This is a genomic window from Shimia biformata (genome assembly GCF_016888515.1).
In the GTDB taxonomy this organism is placed as follows: Bacteria; Pseudomonadota; Alphaproteobacteria; order Rhodobacterales; family Rhodobacteraceae; genus Shimia_A; species Shimia_A biformata.
In genome coordinates this window covers 804303-824546 of record NZ_JAFEJK010000001.1, presented here as the reverse complement: position 1 = coordinate 824546, position 20244 = coordinate 804303, and the positions used below count along the sequence as shown (strand labels likewise).

Below are 20244 nucleotides of genomic sequence, written 5' to 3'. Positions count from 1 at the left end.
CGTGCGATGATCTATGTCGATGCCGATGCCTGCCCGGTCAAGGCCGAGGTCGAGCGTGTCGCGACCCGGCACAAGCTGGAAATGGCGCTGGTCTCGAACGGTGGCCTGCGGCCATCACAAAACCCCTTGGTGCAGACCGTGGTGGTACCGGAAGGCCCGGACGTGGCCGATATGTGGATCGCCGACCGTGCCAAGGCCGGTGACGTGGTGGTGACCAACGACATCCCGCTGGCCGCACGCTGCGTCGAGAACGGCGCATTGGTCCTGAAACCCAACGGCGAGGCATTGACCGAAGCCAATGTCGGCAACGCACTGGCCATGCGTGACCTGATGACAGACCTGCGATCAGCCGATCCATTTCGGCAGGGAGGCGGCAAGCCGTTTTCCAAATCCGACCGCACCCGGTTTCTCGACATGCTGGAACGGCTGGTCCGGCAGGCTTCAAAGGCGAACACATGATCGACGCGGTGATCTTTGATATCGGCAACGTGTTGATCTGCTGGCAACCAGAAGCCTATTACGACGCCCGGATCGGCCCCGAACGCCGCGCCCGTTTCTTTACTGAGACGGACATCCTTGCCCTGCACCAGACCATCGACGAAGGCGCGCATTTCACCGACACGATCTATGGCCACGCCGAAAGGCACCCGGACTGGGCTGATGAAATCCGCGCATGGCACGACGACTGGAACGCCCTTGCCAGCCCCGCGATCGGCCATTCGGTCCGGCTCTTGAAGGCGCTGAAGGCGCGCGGCGTGCCGGTGTTCACACTCACCAATTTCGGGGCCGAGAACTTCCCAGTCTCCCAATCTGCTTTTCCGTTTCTGACTCTGTTTGACCGCGAATATGTCTCGGGCCGCATGAAACTGGCCAAACCCGATCCAGCCATCTATGCCGCGGTCGAAGCCGATTGCGGCGTCGCACCGGGCCGCCTGCTGTTTGCCGACGACCGGCCGGAGAATATCGACGCAGCGGCGGGCAGGGGCTGGCAGACGCATCTGTTCCGTGACCCGCAAGGCTGGGCCGATCGGCTGGTGGCCGAGGGGCTTTTGACGTTGGAAGAAGCAGCATGACCACAATCATTTCCTTCGAAGAAGGCGAAGCCAGCCTTGACTGGATCGGCCTGACGGAGGCGATTGCAGCGGGCCACGCCCTGCCACGTGCCGAGATCAGCGACTCGTTCCTTTACCGGGGCACGGATACCCTGCTGCAACGGCAGGCGTGGATCGACGGGCTGGGCATCGCGGTGAAGTCGGCCACGGTCTTTCCCGGCAATCCCGAAAAAGGGCAACCGATGGTCAATGGTGCGGTGACGCTGTTTGACGACGCGACCGGGCAATTGTCGGCGCTGGTGGATTTCCACCTTGTGACCAAATGGAAAACCGCCGGTGACAGCCTGCTGGCCGCACGCCGTCTTGCCCGCCCCGACAGCAAGAACATCCTGATTGTCGGCGCGGGCACCGTGGGCGCGTCCCTTCGGGCCGCCTATGGCGCTGCCTTCCCCGAGGCAACATTCACCATCTGGAACCGCACCCGCGCCAAAGCCGAGGCATTCGCCGCCCGTTTCCCCGGCATGACCGTTGCCGAAGACCTTGCAAAAGCGGTGTCTCAGGCCGACATCATCACCTGCGCCACCATGTCGACCGAACCGGTCTTGAAAGGCGATTGGCTGCGCCCCGGCCAGCATGTCGACCTGATCGGGGCCTATCGCCCGGACATGCGTGAAGCCGACGACACCGCGCTTCAGCGTGCCCGTATCTTCGTCGACAGTTTCGCCACCACCATCGATCATATCGGTGAGTTAAAGACGCCACTGGGCTCAGGCGCGATCACGCGCGATGACGTGCTGGCGGATTACTACGAACTGTCGGCATTCCGGCGCGAATCGCAGGACGAGATCACCCTGTTCAAGAATGGCGGCGGCGCGCATCTGGACTTGATGACCAGTCGCTTCATTCTGGACCGCTGGAAGGCCGCGCAATGATCTGGGCGGCGATCCCGCTGGCGGCGCTGGCGGCGCCGTGGGTTGTCGAGGCGGCGCGCCGCCCGATGTCGGACAAACTGCGCCAGAATGCCGAAGGCCAATTCGCCGACCTGCCCCGTGGCAAGACGCACTACCGCTGGCACGGGCCGAAAGACGGCCCTGTTGCGGTGGCGATCCACGGGCTGACGACGCCCTCTTATGTCTGGGACGGGCTGATACCGCACCTGACCGGTGCCGGATTCCGGGTGCTGTCCTATGACATTTTTGGCCGTGGCCTGTCGGACAGGCCACGCGGGGCGCAGGACACAGACTTTTTCCTCGATCAGCTTGAGGCACTACTGGCGGATCAGGGGATCGACGGCCCTGTCACGCTGATCGGCAACTCGATGGGATCAGCCATCTCGACCGCATTTGCCGCCAAGCATCCCATTCGGGTCCGGCAGGCGGTGCTGCTGGTACCCGCTGGCATGGGACATGACCTTGGCGCGGTGGCTGCATTCACCCGCAAGACGCCCGTCATCGGCGACTGGCTGATGATGGCCTTCTATCCCGGCAAAATCCGCAAGGCAGCAGAAGCTGAACGCGCCCTACCCTCATCCGTGCCGCAGATCGGCGCGCGGCAAGAGGCCGAGTTGCGTTGTCGCGGCTTCCTGCGCTCGGTCACGGCCAGCCTGCGCGGGGCGCTGGCCCAGGAACTGGAAGCGGAACACAAGGCGCTCGCAAAGTCCGGCGTGCCGGTCGTGGCGGTCTGGGGCGCGGATGACACCGTGATCCCGATCTCGTGCAAACCGGTGCTTGAGCGCTGGAACCCAAACGCCACCCATGTCGTTCTGCCGGGCGCCGGGCACGGGCTGGTTTACACCCGCACCGACGACCTGGCCGCCGACCTTCTGCCACTGATGATCAAAGGGTAAGCGGGTCAGGCTGCGACAGGAGTTTCCAGCCTGCGTTCCCGGATCGGCAGGTGAACTATCGCGCTAAAGGCCCCGACGCCGACGCCGACCCACCAGACCATGGTGTAATCGCCGTAGAGGTCATACATCCGCCCGCCCAGCCAGACGCCAAGGAAACTGCCCAGCTGGTGGCTGAAGAAAACGATGCCGTAAAGCGTGCCCATGTAGCGCAGCCCATAGATATGCGCCACCAGACCAGAGGTCAGCGGCACTGTCGCCAGCCAAAGAGCGCCCATCGAGACCGAGAACACGATGACCGAGGTCGGCGTGATCGGAAACATGATGAACAGCGCCGCAGCGATGGTCCGCCCGGTATAGATCGCCGCCAGCAGGTATTTCTTGGAATAGCGGTTGCCCAGCCAGCCCGCGAACAACGTTCCTGCGATATTCGCCAACCCGATCAGCGCAATCGCAAACGCGCCCAGCCGCGACGTCGTGGTAATCCCGATGGACGCCAGTGTGCCCGACGGGTCGATGGCCCCACACATCTCGGTGATAAGTGCCGGGAAATGCGCGGTGACGAAGGACAGCTGATAGCCGCAGGAAAAGAAGCCGAGGAAGATCAGCGAAAACGACGGATCGCGCAGCGCCCGGCCCAGGATCGCACCCATGCTCTCTTCAAGTTCGGCCTTGGTCGCGGCCGGTGCCCGCATTAGCGGCAACAACAGCAGCGACAGCAGGATTGCGGCGGCAAAGACAAGGAAGGTCGATTGCCACGTCAAGAAACCCAGCATCCATTCTGCCAAGGGCGGCCCCACCACCTGACCACCGGACCCTGCGGCTGTGACGATAGCCAGCGACATCGACCGGTTCTCATCCGACGACGCCCGCCCGACCACGGCCAGAATGACGCCAAACCCGGTCCCGGCGATACCGAAGCCGACCAGCACCTCATAAAGCTGGTGCGCCTCGGGCGTGACTGCGAAGGACGACAACACAAGCCCGGCAGCGTAAACCAGCGCGCCAAGAATGATGGCCTTGCGGTCGCCGATCTTCTCGGCCAGCGCGCCAAAAAGCGGTTGCCCGAACCCCCAGGCCAGGTTCTGAATGGCAATCGCCATCGAGAATTCGGCCCTGAGCCAGCCGAACTCCTCGGCAATCGGAATCTGGAACACACCAAAGCTGGCGCGGATCGCAAAGGACACAAGGATGATCAGGCAGCCGACGATCAGAACCGGGGTCATAAGGGGGGTATTGCGGTCCATCACGGGCCTCCTTGTTCGCGCCGACCGACCCTGTCGCCGGTTGTCGCCAAGGTCAATTCAACTTTTGTAACCCGCCCCATAACGATCCGCGATGGATCGCCATCTCTTCCCATCCTGCATCGCATTGGATAAGGGTCAGCCATGACCACCCTGCCCGAGATATACGCCGCCAAAGTCGCCGCTGCCGAGCTTCACGCCGACGACGCGCAACAGGCTGTCCTGCCACAGTTCGAGCGCATCCGCGCGGCGGTCGAAAAACCTGTCAAGAAGGGCTGGTTCGGCAAAGCCAAGCCGGAAAAGGTGCAGGGGCTCTACCTCTGGGGCGGGGTCGGGCGCGGCAAGTCGATGCTGATGGACCTGTTTGTCGAGAGCCTGACCGTTCCTGTGCGCCGGGTGCATTTCCACGCTTTCATGCAGGAAATTCACAGCCGGATGCACGAGGCCCGCAAGTCGGGGGTCGAGGACGCGCTGGCCCCGGTCGCCCAATCCGTGATCGACGAGGTCCGCGTGCTGGCCTTTGACGAGATGCAGATCACCGACATCACCGACGCGATGATCGTCGGACGGTTGTTCGAGATGCTGTTTGCCGCCGGGGTCGTTGTCGTGACCACCTCAAACCGCGTGCCCGACGACCTCTATAAGGACGGGTTGAACCGGCAACTGTTCCTGCCCTTCATCGCCTTGATCAAGCAGGAACTCAGGGTCTGGGAACTGGTCAGCCCGAATGACTATCGCCAGAACCGGCTTGAGGGCGAACAGGTCTATTTCGTGCAGGCGGGAACCGAGGCGCGGGCACAGATCCGCTCTATATTTGACGACCTGACCGGCGGGACGGCGGAAAAGCTGGTGCTAACCGTGAAGGGGCGTCATATCGAGATACCGGCCTTCCGCAACGGCGTTGGTCGGGCCACCTTCTTTGACCTGTGCGGCCGGATGCTGGGACCGGGCGATTACCTTGCAATAGCTGAGGCACTGAAGGTTCTGGTACTGGAAGACATTCCCCGCCTCAGCCGCAACAACTTCAACGAGGCCAAGCGCTTTGTCACCCTGATCGATGCGCTTTACGAGGCCAAGGTCAGGCTGATCTGTTCCGCCGCCGCCGAACCGGAAATGCTCTATGTCGAGGGCGAAGGCAGTTTCGAGTTCGAGCGCACCGCGTCCCGCCTGCGCGAGATGCAGGCCGAGGATTGGGGTCAGGGTGACAGCTGATCCTATGGCCGGGCAACACCCGGCCACCTAGTCCTTCAAGCCATCTTCATCCAGCAAGTGGCGTCCCTCGCGGTCCTCGACCTCGATCACCCAGAGGTCCGGGTCAAATCCTCGCTGGCGGCGAACGGCCGCGTCGACCTCGGCCTCGTCCCCTTTCGACAAGACCACCCAGTTCCGCGCCCCGGTCATCAGGTCAAATGACCGTTGAAAAAGCGTCGCCTGACCGTCAAGGGTGTTCAGCTTCACCAGAACCGCGCCTCCTGTATCATCGCCATGGGCGACGACAAAGGCTGGTATATCTTTAAGCCGCAAGCGCGTCAGATAGGCAGACACCCAGATTTCAGCGGTCAGGCGCATCTATGACAGCCTTTGTCATTTGAGTGAAACAATCCGCACTGACATGCTGTTTCCAGTTTTACAGGAAAGAGTATTTTTATGACCCATCGCACGTTCATCCCCGCCATCCTTGCCCTTGCCTCCGCCGTCGCCATGGGCGCGGTTCTGGGCGACGTCCTTTCGGGTGGCTTTGGCGCGCCGATCAAGGCGCTGGCGCTTCTGGTGCCGCTGGCCGCGATCGCCTGTCTGAGCGCGCGCATCCCGCGTCAGTTCCCGTCGCGGAAATCCAGCCCCATTTCCGAGTAACGCTCGGCCTCTTCCAGCCAGTTCGGGCGCACCTTGACCTGCAGGAACAGATGCACCTTGCGGCCAAGGAATTCCTCAAGCTCTTCACGCGCGGCCTTGGACACCGCCTTGATCGTCTCGCCGCGTTTGCCAAGAACGATCCCCTTGTGCCCGTCGCGGGCGACATAGATCACCTGATCCACGCGGGCCGATCCGTCCTTGCGCTCTTCCCAGCTCTCAGTTTCGACGGTCAGCTGATACGGCAGCTCCTGATGCAGTCGCAGCGTCAGCTTCTCGCGCGTCATCTCGGCCGCGATCATGCGCAGCGGCAGGTCGGCGATCTGATCTTCGGGATAAAGCCAAGGACCTTCCGGCAATTGCTGTGCCAGCCATTTTTTCAGGTCCTTAGCGCCGTGACCCTTTTCCGCCGAAATCATGAAAGTCTCGGCAAAAGGGTAGCGGTCGTTCAATTCCTTCGACAACCCCAGCAGGACCTCGGATTTCACCATGTCGATCTTGTTGATCGCCAGAGCCACCTTTCGGCCCTTGCCGATATCGGCCAGCCCTTCAAGGATGCGTTCCACGCCCTCGGTGATACCGCGATGCGCCTCGACCATCAGAACCACGACATCGGCATCCGCCGCGCCGCCCCAGGCCGCAGCGACCATCGCGCGGTCCAGTCGACGACGCGGACGAAAAAGGCCGGGCGTGTCGACAAAAACGATCTGAGCGTCCCCTTCCAGCGCCACGCCCCGGATACGGGCGCGGGTGGTCTGAACCTTGTGCGTGACAATCGACACCTTCGCCCCGACCATCAGATTGGTCAGAGTGGACTTGCCCGCGTTGGGCTCTCCGATCAGGGCGACGAATCCGGCGCGTGTGGTCATTGGCGCATCCTTTGTTGCAGGTCAGCGGTGTATCGCAGCTCGGCTTCAGGAACCAGCGTGTTTTTGGCACCCTTCGCGCGACGAACCTAGTCGGTGCTGCCGCCAAGTGTCTTCAGCAATGCCCGCGCCGCCGATTGCTCGGCCTGCCGCTTTGATCCTGCCGAGGCGCGCTGGCTGGTGCCATCATCCAATGTCACCTCAATGGTAAAAACGGGCGCATGATCCGGGCCGCTGCGCGAAACTTCGGTATACGTCGGCGGGGTCTGCCCACGCGCCTGCGCCCATTCCTGAAGGCTGGTCTTGGGGTCGCGCGCGTCGGCCTCGACCTTGTCGATCCGCTCACCCCACAAGCGCAGGATCATCGCCCGCGCCGCGTCGAAACCGGCGTCCAAATAGACGGCGGCAATCACCGCTTCCATCGCATCGCCCAAAAGCGCCTGCTTGCGGCGGCCACCTGACATGCGCTCGGACCGGCCCAGTTTCAGCGCATCGCCAAGGTCGATCTGGCGGGCGACATCGGCGCAGGCCTCTTTCCGCACAAGCGCGTTGAACCTTGGCGCCAGCTGGCCCTCGGTGGCGCCACGGTCCTTGCCCAGAAGCGCCTCGGCCATGACCAGGCCCAGAACCCGGTCACCAAGGAACTCCAGCCGCTGGTTGTCATCGCGATTGGGCGAGGACATCGAGGAATGCGTCACTGCGCGCACCAGAAGCTCGGGCCGTGCAAAACGATGCCCGATCCGCGCCTCAAGCGCCTTCAGCTCCGCGCTCAGTTTCATTCAATCGCCTTGAAGTACCGATCTGACCGCCAGGTCCAGAAAGCAAACATCGACCGCCCCGCGGACGAGAACATGATCCGGTCTGCCCGACCAATCAGGTTTTCATACGGCACGAATCCGACGCCCCGTGCCGCCTGAGGAACCCTGCTGTCGGTCGAGTTGTCGCGGTTGTCGCCGAGGAAGAAAAAGTGGCCTTCCGGCACGGTATAAATCCCGGTGTTGTCAGTGGCCTGCTCGGATATGTTCAGGATCGAATGGCTGACGCCACCCGGCAGCGTCTCGATCTTGCGCGACTTCACGCACAGGCCGCCGTCCCCCACCGGTCCGTTTTCGCAGCGGGGCCGCAACCCCTGCGGTCCCTGTGGCCCGGCGGCCTCTTCGAACACACCTGCGTCTTCCAGCTGTACCGGCTCGTCATTGATGAACACGACGCCATCCTTCAGCTGAACCCGGTCGCCTGGCAGCCCGATCAACCGCTTGATGAAATCATAGCCCGTGACCGGGTGGCGGAAGACCACGACATCGCCGCGCTCGGGTTCGGACCCGAACAAGCGCTTGTTGTCGCCATCAAAGATGCCGCAGATATCCTTGGCGTCGATATTGATGCCCAGGGATGCGATGCGGATCGACGGGCAAGAGGCATAGGAATACCCATAGGTCATCTTGTTCACGAACAGGAAATCGCCGATCAGCAGCGTGTCCTTCATCGACCCGGAGGGAATCCAGAACGGCTGAAAGAACAGGGACCGGAAAATGCCCGCGATCAAAAGCGCGTAAACGACCGTCTTGATGGTTTCGACGATGCCGCCGCTTTTCTTGGCTTCGGTTGCCATGTGCCTGCCTCTCTCCGCACGGGTTTGAGGTTACATGCGGCGGCGCGGGCGGGGAGTCAACCCAGACGCGGGTTCAGCGTTGTTTCGGCAGGGCTTCGATCACCACAAACGCCTGTGCCCAGGGGTGGTCATCGGTCAGCGTAACATGAATGATCGCGTGGTGTCCGGGGGGCGTCATCGCATCAAGCCGCTCTTTCGCCCAGCCGGTCACATGCATCACCGGCTGACCGGTGGGCAGATTTGTTAAGGACATGTCCTTCCAGCTGATCCCCATGCGCAGCCCTGTGCCCAGCGCCTTTGAACAGGCTTCTTTCGCAGCCCAGCGTTTGGCATAGGTTCCGGCGACATCGCGCCGCCGTTCGGCCTTGCGCTGCTCGGTTTCAGTAAAGACACGATTGCGGAAACGGTCGCCGAACCGCTCAAGCGTTCCGGCGATCCTGTCGATATTTGCAAGGTCTGTGCCGATGCCAAGGATCATCTCGGGGCGGCTAATACCATGGTCCAGTACAAACGGCCATCCGAAGCTTGCCGCACCCCGACCGCGGCCTGTTTCGCCTTGCGGTTCAGCATGTTCTTTCGGTGCCCCGGCGAGGTCACCCAACCATTGTTTACCGACTCGGCGCTCTGGTGGCCGCGGGCGACGTTTTCCGACAGATAGGACCAGCTGTAGCCGACGGTGCGCAAGCGATCGACTGGCGTTCCGCCACGCGGTCCGTAATGGGTCATCTCTTCCATGCGCGCCATGTCGCACGCATGCGAGGTCGCCGCCCGTCCCAACCGGCTATCGTAGCTGACCGGGCCAAGCCCCTTCTTCCGACGTTCGCTGTTGAGAAGTTTCATCGCGGTTTCGATCATCGCGCGCTCATTCCCCGGTGCCTTGCACGCCCAAGCCCCACCAGCGGCCCCAAGACCCAGAATCGCCGCCAACCCCAAAGTGGCGAAAAATTTGTACATGTCTCTCTCCAAACCCAAAGTCTGCACGCCCCCGGAACGTGTGGGATTATTGACGGCGACTGTGGCTATTCTTTGGCCACAGCACAAACCCCCATCACCCAAGTCCACAAAACTGGCTGGAATTTGCAGGCTGGATGGCTGACGAAGACAAAACGGCGAAATGCCGCGCGAATTTCACCCATGTGCTGGCTCAGCGTGAAGCGAAAGCCATGAGTGATTGATCCAGGCAACGCCGCGAGACCCGATCGAAGGCCGGGTCACGCCGCCGCACAGGATCCGGTATCAAGATCATAGACCCGGATCCCCTCGCCCCCACCGCGGCAAAGCGCAACCAGCCGGGTGCCCAGCGCAACATGTCGTGGATCGGTCGCATAGCGTTCAACGGCGGCCTTGTCATGAAATCGGCAAATGAAGCCCGCGTCGTGATCCGGCGATTTGGCCTCAAAATCAAGGTTCCTGCCGGCATCAAAGCCGAGAAATCCGTCGATCTGCCCAACCAGTCCCGCAAGCCCCGCCATGATCGCGGCCCATTCTCCGGGGTCGGCATCCCTGCGCAAGTCGCACATGACGACGTGGTGGATCACGCCCGAGCCTCATCCATCAGGCGGCGCATCTCACGGATTGCCGGGTCGAGCCCGCGAAAAATCGCCTCGCCAATCAGGAAGTGCCCGATGTTCAGCTCCATCACCTCGGGAAAGGCGGCAATCGGTTTCACCGTATCATAGGTCAGACCGTGACCAGCATGAACTTCAAGCCCCAGGGAATGCGCAAAACTCGACATCTCTCGTAGCCGCCCAAGTTCGGCGTCACGTTCGTCGAACCGACCCTCGGCATGGGCATCGCAATAGGCGCCAGTGTGCAGCTCGATCACCTGCGCCCCAATCCGGTTCGCAGCCTCGATCTGCGCACGGTCGGCGGCAATGAAAATCGAAACCCGACACCCGGCATCGCGCAGGGGCGCGATGAAATGCGCAAGGCGGTTTTCCTCGCGCGCAACCTCCAGCCCGCCCTCGGTGGTTTTTTCCTCGCGTTTTTCCGGCACGATACAGACCGCATGAGGCTTGTGGCGCAGTGCGATGGCCTGCATTTCCTCGGTGGCGGCCATCTCAAAGTTCAAAGGCACCGACAGCGCCTCCATCAGCCCGTCGATGTCGCTGTCCGTGATGTGGCGACGGTCCTCGCGCAGATGGGCCGTGATACCGTCGGCCCCTGCCTCTTCCGCCAGCTGCGCAGCGCGGACCGGATCGGGATAAGCCCCTCCGCGCGCATTGCGCACTGTGGCCACATGGTCGATATTCACACCAAGACGCAACATGTCGCTTCCCTTTGCTGTTCGGTTCGAACCCTAGTATCGCCCCGCCGGAACTGAAACCACCAATTCAGTCTATTTGCTGCTCTCAGCCGCCTTCTTCTGCGCCGCTTTCGCCGCAGCCTTGGCCTTGAGCGCCGCAAGCTTTGCCTTGATCTTGCCAGCGCGCCGTTTCTGGTAGGCACGGATCACCGGCACGGCCAGGTAATAGGCGACCGAGGCACAGATGATACCCGGCAGGATTCCCCCAACCATGTAGGGAAAGAACACCTCGTCATAAAAGATCGACAACCCCGACCAGTCGGCATCGACATCGGTAAATAGCGCCTTGAAGTTCAGCCACAGATCGGCCGAAGCATTGGCGAATTTCCGCGCCAGCGACTCCTCGGTGCCATGGGCGAACTCGGTCCCCAGGATGAAATGCCCGGTCTTGAGAGAGATCACTCCAATCGGCAGATACGTCAGCGGATTGCCAAAAAATGTCGATAATAGCGCCGCCAGGATATTGCCCTGCATCACCCGCGCCAGTACCGCCGCAATCACAAAATGCAGGCCATAAAACGGGGTGAAAGTGGTAAAGACTCCTGCCCAGATCCCGCGCGCGATCCGCTCCGGCGATCCCGGTAGGCGCCGAACCCGGTGCTTGACGTAGTGAAAGGCCCGCGTCCAACCGCCCTTGGGATAGATCAAGTCGGCCACCACTTGGTAGAACGGCCTCCTATCCCGACGTTTGAATACCACGCGCTGCGGTCCTTGTTCCTAGTGTTTCTCCGGCGACCTTGCCCGCTGGGGATCGCGATGGCGCTCGACCGACGCGACATCGCTTTCCGTTGCAAGGGCCAGCATCACCGAATGCAAATGCTCTGCGTCGCGCAAATCGACATCAATCAACAAGCGGAAGAAATCGGGTTTCCGGTCGACAAACTCAAGGTTCGAGATATTGGCCTTATGCTCGCCAATCAATGTGCAAATACGTCCCAGCACGCCAGCATCGTTGCCAATCGTCAGATCCAGCGTGACCGGATAGATCGGCTTGTGCTTGCCTGTGTGCCAATGCAGGTCAAGCCAACGACCGGGTTGTTCCTCGTAATCGCTGAGAACTTCGCAGTCGATGGCATGAACGACAACCCCTTCCCCCCGGAAGGTAATGCCGACAATGCGCTCGCCCGGCAGCGGCTGACAACAGGGCGCGCGATGGGGTTGCTGATCCTCGCTCAGACCGATCACAGCGCGTTCGGTGCTGATTTCATCGCTTTCGTCGGGGGCCAGGTCGGGATAGACCGCCTGCACCACCTGATGCGCGGTCAATTCGGCACTGCCCATACGTGCCAAAAGTTCGTCCCGGTTCTTCAACCGCAATTGCTGCGCGGCGGTGTCCAGCACCTTGTCCGTGGCCCGTTTGCCGACATGCTCAAACGCCGTGCGCGCCAGTTCGCGCCCCAGTTTCACGAACCTTTCCCGATCCGCTTCGCGCAGCGCCCGCCGGATTGCGGAACGTGCCTTGCCTGTCGTGGCGATCTCCAGCCATGTGGCCTGTGGTGTCTGGCCTTCGGCGGTGATGATCTCGACCGATTGACCGTTCTTGATACGGGTCCAGAGCGGAACACGCATATGGTCGATCTTGGCCCCGACGCAGGCATGACCAATCCGGGTATGGATGGCATAGGCAAAATCAATCGGTGTCGCCCCTCGCGGCAGCTTGACGACCTCGCCCTTGGGCGTGAAGCAGAACACCTGGTCGGAATACATCTCGAGCTTGACCGCCTCGAGGAAATCCTCGTGATCTTCCTCGGCGTCGAACTGCTCGGTCAGGCCGCTGATCCATTTTACCGGATCGACGGCAAAGGGGTTCTCACCGCGCACACCATCCTTGTAGGACCAATGCGCCGCCACCCCGGTTTCGGCAACGTCATGCATCTGCCTGGTGCGGATCTGCACCTCGACCCGGCGCCCGTTTCGCCCCGATACCGTAGTATGGATCGACCGATAGCCGTTTGATTTCGGCTGACTGATATAGTCCTTGAACCGCCCCGGAACCGCGCGCCAGCGCTGGTGAATCGCGCCCAGCACGCGATAACAGTCCTCTTCCGACCCGGTGATGATGCGAAAGCCATAGATGTCCGACAGGCGCGAAAACCCCTGGTCCTTCTGCTGCATCTTGCGCCAGACGGAATAGGGCTTCTTGGCGCGGCCATACACTTCGGCCTCGATATTCTTGGCTTCAAGCTCGGTGGTCATGTCCCCGGTGATGCGTTCGATCACGTCGCCCGCTTCGCGCTGCAGAGTAATGAACCGCCGCATGATCGACGCGCGCCCCTCGGGGTTCAGAACCTTGAATGCGAGGTCTTCCAGCTCGTCCCGCATCCACTGCATCCCCATGCGCCCGGCCAACGGCGCATAGATGTCCATGGTCTCGCGCGCCTTCTGCGCCTGCTTGTCGGGGCGCATGGCCTTGATCGTGCGCATGTTGTGCAAACGGTCCGCCAGCTTGACCAGGATCACACGCAGATCCTTGGACATCGCCATGAACAGCTTGCGGAAATTTTCTGCCTGCTTGGTCTCGGTCGAAGACAACTGCAGGTTGGTCAGCTTGGTGACCCCATCGACCAGCATCGCAACCTCATCACCGAAGGTCGACGCAACCTCCTGATACGAGGCACGGGTGTCCTCGATCGTGTCATGCAGCAATGCAGTGATGATGGTGGCGTCATCCAGATGTTGCTCGGCCAGAATGCGGGCAACTTCGATCGGATGGGTGAAATAGGGCTCGCCCGAGTGACGGAACTGCCCCTCGTGCATCTGGCGGCCATACTCATAGGCCGCCCGGATCAGGTCTTCGTTGGTCTTGGGATTATAGGCGCGAATACTTGCGACAAGCTCATCAGCGGGAAACAGCTCGTGAGAAGTCGACATTCGCGCCCACCGGCAATTAGAGGATCAGCCCTGGCCCTGGGCTTCCATCAGCTGACGCAGAAGGTTCTCTTCGTTCATGTCGTCATCAGCCGGCTTGTCTGCCTCGGCCCCCATCAGAAGCGCCATTGCGTCATCTTCGGGCTCGTCGACCTCAATCTGAGTCTGGTTGGATTCGATCAGACGTTCGCGCAGTTCGTCGGCGGTCTGGGTCTCGTCCGCGATCTCGCGCAGCGATACAACCGGGTTCTTGTCGTTGTCACGATCCACGGTAATCGGCGCGCCAGCCGAAATTTCACGCGCGCGATGTGCGGCCAACATCACAAGCTCGAACCGGTTCGGGACCTTGTCCACGCAATCTTCGACGGTAACACGGGCCATCAGTGCACTCCAATTTTCGGGTCGCTGTCAGAAAAGCTGTATGTAAGAGGGATTCTGCGCCAATACAAGCAGAGAATCACAGTGGAACAACGGCGTTTCGGTCGGAGTCGGGCAGGTTTTCGCACATCTGTGCGACCGTCTGCCCCAATATCGGGTGCCGCCAGCCTGCGGCAATGTCGCAAAGCGGAACCAAAACAAAGGCTCGGTCCTGCATTCGCGGGTGCGGCAAGATAAGTTGATCGGGGGTTACACGGACCTGTTCTTCGGGCTGCAGACCGCGCCACTGGGACTGCGTGGCTTCGTCAGGCAACACCAGGTCATCGCAGCCCAGCAAGTCAATATCCAAGGTCCGCATGCCCCATCTCTGGGTGCGCGCGCGTCCGAAATCGGCCTCAATCTTGTGCAGGATATCAAGGACTTCGTCAGCCGGCAGCGCCGACCGCACCACAGCGGCGGCATTCACATAGTCCGGTCCCGCTCCGGCCGGAAAACACGGTGTGCGGAAGAAGCGCGACACCGACACAAGCCTTAGGGGTGTCATATTCAGCTTCACGAAACTGTCACGTAACGTCACATCCGGCGCGCCATGGGCCGAGTCCAGGTTGCCACCAAGGGCTAACAGCCAATTTTTGTTCATTTTTTAGCGCCGATGCGTCACTATGAAAGGGTAATGATTCGCTGCGGTAGCGCAAGCCGCACTTGCTAACCGGGGAAATACCTATAATTTATTTGCGCCGCCGCGCACAGCCCAATTCACTCACGGAAACTTTGGCGTAGCGGATATAGAAAGGACAATTATGTTTTACAAAGACGAACGGCTGGCGCTGTTCATCGATGGGTCCAACCTGTATGCCGCCGCCAAGGCGCTTGGGTTCGACATCGATTACAAGCTTCTTCGGCAGGAATTCATGCGCCGCGGCAAGCTTCTGCGCGCCTTTTACTACACTGCCCTTCTGGAGAATGACGAATATTCCCCGATCCGGCCTCTGGTAGACTGGTTGCACTACAACGGGTTCACCATGGTGACCAAGCCTGCCAAGGAATACACCGACAGCCAGGGCCGCCGGAAGGTCAAGGGCAACATGGATATCGAACTGGCGGTCAACGCGATGGAGCTTGCGCCCCATGTGGACCACATCGTCCTGTTCTCGGGCGACGGCGATTTTCGGCCGCTGGTGGAAAGCCTGCAACGTCAGGGCGTGCGGGTCTCGGTTGTTTCGACCATCCGCAGCCAACCGCCGATGATCTCGGACGAGCTGCGTCGTCAGGCTGACAATTTCATCGAGCTTGACGGCCTGCGCGAGGTCATTGGCCGCCCGCCGCGCGATCCGCAGACCGATCGCGACCGAGAGGTCGAATTCACTACGAAATAATGAAAAGGCCGGGTCACGAACCCGGCCTTTTTCGTTTCGAACGGTAGGGTGATCTCACCTGCAGATCCGCTTCAACTCCTGCCATTCCGCATCTGTCAGCAACGGCGTTCCCTCAAACCCCTCAGGCACTGCATTGCGGGCCATGTCGATCCGCTCACTCAACCGGGGGTGGGTCAGAAAATGCGCCAGAAGCCCGTCCGCTTCCCCGGCCATCGCGCGGAATCTCTCGAACATCCGGGCCTGGGCCTCGGGCGAAACACCCGCCTTTGGCAGCAACTCGATGGAAAACTCATCAGCCTCGGTCTCAGCTGCCTGACTGTATTGGGCGCGGATCAGGCGCTCCGTCAGGAACAGGATAAGCGCCCCGCCCGCGAAATCCCCGAACAGCAGCCCCAGAACCCCGATAGTCCCTGCGGACCGCAAGACATGTCGGGTCACGTGCCTCTGGTCCACATGACCGATCTCGTGAGCAAAAACTGACGCCAGTTCCTCGGGGCTTTCCGCTGCTTCGATCAGCCCGCGGAAAAACACGACATAGCCACCCGGCAGGGCAAAGGCATTGACCATTCCGTGGTCCAGCACCGCAACCGTCAGTTCGTGGCTCTGCTCCATCGCCCCTTCCAGCCGGGTGCGTATCTTGCTCAACGCGCGCACCCCCTGAGGCGATTCGCACAGGCGCAACTCATCGGCCCCACTGGGCGCAAGGACGCTGCGGATCTGCTGAAACGTGGCATCTCCTAGCGCTTTTTCGCCGCGCGCTGGCATCACGTCGGCAAGCTGGTTCGCCATCACCGGGACAAGCACGGTGGTGATGATTGCAACCGATGCCACAGCACCAGCCGCCCACGACATCAACCGACCGGTCCGCAATGTCGGAACGCGGCGGCCAAGGTTGGGACAGCGGACCGTCACCAACTGATCTTCGGTGAACAGGCGTGCAACCGGGTCGCCGGCCAGCCGCAAAAGCTGACGCGATCTGTCGGCCTGATCGGGCACCCGCCGGATGTCTGCCAGCGGCCAAATCACGGTTTTCGCGCCGACGTGGATACGCAAGGCGCTGCGCGCCTCGTCGATCGTCAGCACCACGTCGTTCGGGATCGCCGTTTCGCCATCGAAATAGATCCCGAAGGCGGTAACGGCATCCGGCTTCGCCCCAACGCGTATGACCGTGGGCATCGCGGGCTTCATATCGCCGCCCCCACATCCAACGCTTCTGCAAAACCTTCGGCCTCTTCGAATTCATCCCGCGCGCGCTGATGGACATTCTTAAGCCCATCGTGGTCCAGCACCGTCAGCGTTTCGGTGAAATGCGCCCAAAGCGGCACTGTTACGAACGCATGCCGCAGGGCGCCCCAGACAAGAAACAGCGAGAAATAAAGCACCGCGCCAAGAAGGCTAAGAAACCATGATGGCAAGTCATCCAATGGCCCCAGATCCAATGTCGCCCCGAATCCGAACCCGGAAAAAATCGCGGCCGCAACCAAAACCAGCGGGACCAGCACAAACAAAGCGATAAACCCAGAGATGGAATAGCCCAGCACATAGATGCCAAAGATCCGCGCCGGGCGCGCCTGCGACTCGAAGGTGATCCCGTGTGCCGTCTTGTTGCGGGTCAGGATCGAAAAGCTGCGCGCGCGCCAAAAGGCCAGTCCGTAGGCGATCCAGGGCGATAGAACCAGGCTGCGCACCACCATGTCCACGCTTTCGGTGATCGCACCATACCCGACCATCGCGGCGGCAATCCCGACCGAAACATACAAGTGTTTCATGGCCCCCAGAAGGTCGCGCCAACGTCCACCCTGCTGCAGTCTATGCGACCCGTACCACGTGCGGTCGGTCCGGTATTTCTCAAGCCAAAAGGTCTTGCGCGGCCAGAGGATGCCCAGCGTCAGGATGGCCAGGGCCCAATGCACCAGCGCCCGCCAAGCATACCCCCACGCGCCCGCGGCAAGCCCAAAGCGTATCCCCCGCCATCGCGTCCGCGCCAGCACATAGCGCCATGCCCGGTAGCGGGCGTAAAACCACAACGGCAGGACGCCGAGCAGCGACAGGAAATAGGCTGGAAAACTGCCCTGGAACAGCGAGAAGCTGGCAAACATCAGCAACAGGTTCACCACGCCAATGTAAAAGGCCAGGAACACCACCGCGATCAGGAAACCCAGCAGCTTCTCCAGCGGATCACCGACATATTCCAACGGAAAATTCCCGATGCGCACGGCCGACCAGTACCAGCGGCGCAAACGGGTCTTCATCCAGAACCGGTAAAAGCCAAGGGTCAGCACAGTCAGCGCACCGGTCCGCCCCGCAAGAAGGAACATGCGCCACTTGCCGCCGGTGAACCGGCCCTTGTGGACTTCAGGTTCTGACAGGTCCGGGGAGGTATCCTCTGAACGCCTCGCCCCGCGATGGACCTTTGGCAGATCGGCGGCCCCGGCGACTTCCGCTGGGTTGGTGCTGGTCGATGGGTCCTCACCCGCCATCCGCTAGCGGAACTTGTAGCTTTTCGGGAACCCATAGGGCGGACGCTTGCCGACCCCGGCGCGCTTGCCGAGCCATTCGCTGACATCAGGTTCATGCCGGGTCTTGCCACCGCCCATTTCCCACTTCAGCCCTTCGGTCAGAGTGAAGGTAGTCAGGTCAGACAACCCTCCATCCAGTTCCAGCGTCCCCTGACGTCCACGCGCCATGTTGTATTTCTGGATACGCACACCCTTGCCGCGCCCCATCTCGGGCAATTCGGCAAGGGGGAAGATAAGGAATTTGCCGTTTTCGCTGATGACGGCGACATGGTCGCCCTGAACCGGAACACAGATCTTGGCCTTGGAACCGTCCTTTACGTTCAGCACCTGCTTGCCGTTGCGGGTCTGGGCGATCACGTCATCCTCAGGCACCACGAACCCGTTGCCCTCTGTCGAAGCCACCAGCAACTTGCCGCCCGGCTTGTGGATCATGATATCAATGATCTCGGCCTCGTTGGGCAGATCGACCATCAGGCGCAGCGGTTCACCCATGCCCCGGCCACCGGGCAGGTTTGCCGCGCTGACCGTGTAGAACCGGCCATTGGTGGCGAAAACAAGAAGCCGATCGGTGGTTTCAGCGTGGAAGATAAACCGCGGGCCGTCGCCGTCCTTGAACTTCAATTCGCGGGTCAGGTCGATATGGCCCGACATGGCCCGAATCCAGCCCATCTGACTGCACACGACAGTGATCGGTTCCTTGTCGATCATCGCCTCAAGCGGCACATCTTCGACCACGCCCGCCTCGGCAAACACGGTGCGGCGTGCACCACCTTCGTAGTCCTTGCCGAACTTCTGTTTGGTCTCGCGCAGCTGCTCAGAAATCTTTGCCCATTGCAGTTCTTCACTGTCCAGCAAGTCGGCGAGCGCCTCGCGCTCGGCCAGCAACTCTGACTGCTCATTCCGCAGCGCCATTTCCTCAAGCCGCCGCAAAGACCGCAGGCGCATGTTCAGGATCGCCTCGGCCTGAACCTCGCTCAACTCACCCTCGCCGGGTGCGGGCGGCTGATAATCAGCCTCGGACGTGGCGCGGACGAAATCGCGGCCCCATGCCTCACGCATCAGGGCGGCCTTGGGGTCGTCGTCATAGCGGATGATGTCGATCACGCGGTCAAGGTTCAGGAAGGCGACGATCAGGCCTTCCAGCACCTCAAGCCGGTGGTCGATCTTTTCCATCCGGTGTTCCGACCGGCGGATCAGCACGTCACGGCGATGATCGAGGAAAGCGCGCAGCACTTCCTTCATCGAGCAGACCTTGGGCGTGACCCCGTCGATCAGCACGTTCATGTTTAGGCTGAACCGCACCTCAAGGTCGCTGTTGCGGAACATCAGCCCCATCAGAACCTCGGGATCCACGTTCTTCGAACGCGGCTCCAGCACGACCCGGATATCATCCGCCGATTCATCGCGGATATCCGCCAGGATCGGCACTTTCTTGGTCTGGATCAGCTCGGCGATCTTCTCGATCAGCTTGGATTTCTGAACCTGATAGGGGATCTCGGTGACAACAATCTGCCACTGTCCCCGGCCCAGATCCTCGACCTCCCACTTGGCGCGCAGCCGGAACGACCCGCGCCCGGTGCGATAGGCCTGCGCAATGCTGTCGCGCGGTTCGACGATCACACCGCCGGTGGGGAAATCCGGCCCCGGCACATAGTTGAGCAGCGTGTCGTCGCGCACATCCGGCGTCTTGATCATGTGCAGGCAGGCGTCACACAATTCCGCGATATTGTGCGGCGGGATATTGGTCGCCATGCCCACCGCGATACCACTGGACCCGTTCGCCAGAAGGTTCGGGAAGGTCGCCGGCAGGACAACCGGTTCGCTCAACGTGCCGTCATAGTTCTCGCGGAAATCGACGGCGTTCTCGTTCAGCCCGTCCAGCATCGCCTCGGCGACGATGGTCATCCGCGCCTCGGTGTATCGGCTGGCAGCGGGGTTATCGCCGTCGATATTGCCGAAGTTCCCCTGCCCGTCGACCAAGGGGTAGCGGACGTTGAAGTCCTGCGCCAGCCGCGCCATCGCGTCATAGATCGCAGCGTCGCCATGCGGGTGATAGTTCCCCATAACGTCGCCGGAAATCTTCGCCGATTTGCGGAAGCCTCCTGTCGCCGACAGTTTCAATTCGCGCATCGCATAAAGGATACGCCGATGCACCGGCTTCAACCCGTCACGCGCATCCGGCAAGGCACGGTGCATGATCGTCGACAGGGCATAGGTCAGGTAACGCTCGCCAATGGCACGGCGCAGCGGTTCCGAGATGTCCGGGGATGGGCGTTCGTCGTCGTCGAGAAGGTCACTCATGCAATTGGTGATAGCCTGCGTCCAAATCA

Annotated in this window: 23 protein-coding genes; 7 read left to right on the top strand and 16 right to left on the bottom strand. The window is 61.3% G+C overall.

Going from position 1 to position 20244, the window contains the following annotated elements; translation table 11 throughout:
• The first annotated feature begins 6 nt into the window (after window positions 1-6).
• Genes JQ863_RS03945 through JQ863_RS03930 form a run of 4 tightly spaced genes read left to right on the top strand, consistent with a single transcriptional unit; the run spans window position 7 to window position 2898 of the window.
• Window positions 7-459 carry a YaiI/YqxD family protein gene (locus JQ863_RS03945; RefSeq protein ID WP_204113021.1) on the top strand — a complete coding sequence of 151 codons (453 nt, stop codon included), beginning with the start codon at window positions 7-9 and terminating at the stop codon, window positions 457-459.
• Window positions 456-1073, top strand: coding sequence for an HAD family hydrolase (locus JQ863_RS03940; RefSeq protein ID WP_204113020.1), 618 nt, complete (start codon window positions 456-458; stop codon window positions 1071-1073). Before JQ863_RS03945 ends, JQ863_RS03940 begins: the two co-directional genes overlap by 4 nt.
• The gene (locus tag JQ863_RS03935) at window positions 1070-1984 is read left to right on the top strand and encodes an ornithine cyclodeaminase family protein (protein ID WP_204113019.1); all 915 of its coding nucleotides are present in this window, start codon (window positions 1070-1072) and stop codon (window positions 1982-1984) included. Before JQ863_RS03940 ends, JQ863_RS03935 begins: the two co-directional genes overlap by 4 nt.
• Window positions 1981-2898: an alpha/beta fold hydrolase gene (locus JQ863_RS03930; protein WP_204113018.1), complete on the top strand. Its 918-nt coding sequence runs from the start codon at window positions 1981-1983 to the stop codon at window positions 2896-2898. Before JQ863_RS03935 ends, JQ863_RS03930 begins: the two co-directional genes overlap by 4 nt.
• A 5-nt stretch (window positions 2899-2903) precedes the next feature.
• On the opposite strand, the gene JQ863_RS03925 is transcribed toward JQ863_RS03930, so the two are convergent.
• The gene (locus JQ863_RS03925; RefSeq protein WP_204113017.1) at window positions 2904-4142 is read right to left on the bottom strand and encodes an MFS transporter; all 1239 of its coding nucleotides are present in this window, start codon (window positions 4140-4142) and stop codon (window positions 2904-2906) included.
• Between the two features lie 141 nt (window positions 4143-4283).
• On the opposite strand from JQ863_RS03925, the gene zapE reads away from it, so the two are divergent.
• The gene (gene zapE / locus JQ863_RS03920; RefSeq protein WP_204113016.1) at window positions 4284-5351 is read left to right on the top strand and encodes a cell division protein ZapE; all 1068 of its coding nucleotides are present in this window, start codon (window positions 4284-4286) and stop codon (window positions 5349-5351) included.
• Window positions 5352-5378: 27 nt separating this feature from the next.
• Here the strand turns inward: zapE and JQ863_RS03915 are convergent, their stop codons facing one another.
• Complete coding sequence (locus JQ863_RS03915) at window positions 5379-5708, bottom strand: DUF1491 family protein (protein WP_204113015.1); 330 nt, start codon at window positions 5706-5708, stop codon at window positions 5379-5381.
• Window positions 5709-5786: 78 nt separating this feature from the next.
• Between JQ863_RS03915 and JQ863_RS03910 the strand changes: the two genes are divergently transcribed.
• Window positions 5787-5993 carry a hypothetical protein gene (locus tag JQ863_RS03910; protein ID WP_204113014.1) on the top strand — a complete coding sequence of 69 codons (207 nt, stop codon included), beginning with the start codon at window positions 5787-5789 and terminating at the stop codon, window positions 5991-5993.
• Here the strand turns inward: JQ863_RS03910 and era are convergent.
• The 11 genes from era to folK all read right to left on the bottom strand — a co-directional run bounded on the left by era (window position 5954) and on the right by folK (window position 14659).
• Window positions 5954-6859, bottom strand: a complete 906-nt coding sequence (gene era, locus JQ863_RS03905) for a GTPase Era (protein WP_204113013.1) — start codon at window positions 6857-6859, stop codon at window positions 5954-5956. The genes JQ863_RS03910 and era overlap by 40 nt on opposite strands.
• 86 nt (window positions 6860-6945) lie before the next feature.
• Window positions 6946-7635, bottom strand: coding sequence for a ribonuclease III (gene rnc, locus JQ863_RS03900; protein WP_204113012.1), 690 nt, complete (start codon window positions 7633-7635; stop codon window positions 6946-6948).
• On the bottom strand, window positions 7632-8468 hold the full coding sequence (lepB, locus tag JQ863_RS03895) for a signal peptidase I (protein ID WP_204113011.1): 837 nt from the start codon (window positions 8466-8468) through the stop codon (window positions 7632-7634). Before lepB ends, rnc begins: the two co-directional genes overlap by 4 nt.
• A gap of 73 nt (window positions 8469-8541) precedes the next feature.
• On the bottom strand, window positions 8542-8946 hold the full coding sequence (gene acpS, locus JQ863_RS03890; RefSeq protein ID WP_204113010.1) for a holo-ACP synthase: 405 nt from the start codon (window positions 8944-8946) through the stop codon (window positions 8542-8544).
• On the bottom strand, window positions 8943-9422 hold the full coding sequence (locus JQ863_RS03885) for a CAP domain-containing protein (protein ID WP_204113009.1): 480 nt from the start codon (window positions 9420-9422) through the stop codon (window positions 8943-8945). Before JQ863_RS03885 ends, acpS begins: the two co-directional genes overlap by 4 nt.
• Window positions 9423-9679: 257 nt before the next feature.
• Window positions 9680-10006, bottom strand: coding sequence for a Dabb family protein (locus JQ863_RS03880; RefSeq protein ID WP_338055480.1), 327 nt, complete (start codon window positions 10004-10006; stop codon window positions 9680-9682).
• Window positions 10003-10737 (bottom strand): pyridoxine 5'-phosphate synthase, encoded by a 735-nt coding sequence (locus JQ863_RS03875; RefSeq protein WP_204113008.1) that lies wholly within the window; start codon window positions 10735-10737, stop codon window positions 10003-10005. The genes JQ863_RS03880 and JQ863_RS03875 overlap by 4 nt, the downstream gene beginning before the upstream one ends.
• A gap of 69 nt (window positions 10738-10806) precedes the next feature.
• On the bottom strand, window positions 10807-11472 hold the full coding sequence (locus JQ863_RS03870; RefSeq protein WP_204113007.1) for a DUF2062 domain-containing protein: 666 nt from the start codon (window positions 11470-11472) through the stop codon (window positions 10807-10809).
• 18 nt (window positions 11473-11490) lie between these two features.
• Complete coding sequence (locus tag JQ863_RS03865) at window positions 11491-13644, bottom strand: RelA/SpoT family protein (RefSeq protein WP_420826217.1); 2154 nt, start codon at window positions 13642-13644, stop codon at window positions 11491-11493.
• A 24-nt stretch (window positions 13645-13668) separates the two neighbouring features.
• Complete coding sequence (rpoZ, locus tag JQ863_RS03860; RefSeq protein ID WP_204113006.1) at window positions 13669-14022, bottom strand: DNA-directed RNA polymerase subunit omega; 354 nt, start codon at window positions 14020-14022, stop codon at window positions 13669-13671.
• A 76-nt stretch (window positions 14023-14098) separates the two neighbouring features.
• Complete coding sequence (gene folK / locus JQ863_RS03855) at window positions 14099-14659, bottom strand: 2-amino-4-hydroxy-6-hydroxymethyldihydropteridine diphosphokinase (protein WP_204113005.1); 561 nt, start codon at window positions 14657-14659, stop codon at window positions 14099-14101.
• A 160-nt stretch (window positions 14660-14819) separates the two neighbouring features.
• Between folK and JQ863_RS03850 the strand changes: the two genes are divergently transcribed.
• A complete protein-coding gene (locus JQ863_RS03850; protein ID WP_204113004.1) occupies window positions 14820-15395 on the top strand; it encodes a LabA-like NYN domain-containing protein in 576 nt (191 codons plus the stop codon).
• Between the two features lie 54 nt (window positions 15396-15449).
• On the opposite strand, the gene JQ863_RS03845 is transcribed toward JQ863_RS03850, so the two are convergent.
• From JQ863_RS03845 to parC, 3 genes are read right to left on the bottom strand one after another with little or no spacing between them, the layout of a single operon-like run.
• A complete protein-coding gene (locus JQ863_RS03845) occupies window positions 15450-16571 on the bottom strand; it encodes a M48 family metallopeptidase (RefSeq protein WP_204113003.1) in 1122 nt (373 codons plus the stop codon).
• Between the two features lie 8 nt (window positions 16572-16579).
• Window positions 16580-17875 carry a DUF898 family protein gene (locus JQ863_RS03840; RefSeq protein WP_204113002.1) on the bottom strand — a complete coding sequence of 432 codons (1296 nt, stop codon included), beginning with the start codon at window positions 17873-17875 and terminating at the stop codon, window positions 16580-16582.
• 3 nt (window positions 17876-17878) lie between these two features.
• Window positions 17879-20215 carry a DNA topoisomerase IV subunit A gene (gene parC, locus JQ863_RS03835; RefSeq protein ID WP_204113001.1) on the bottom strand — a complete coding sequence of 779 codons (2337 nt, stop codon included), beginning with the start codon at window positions 20213-20215 and terminating at the stop codon, window positions 17879-17881.
• Window positions 20216-20244: the final 29 nt, after the last annotated feature.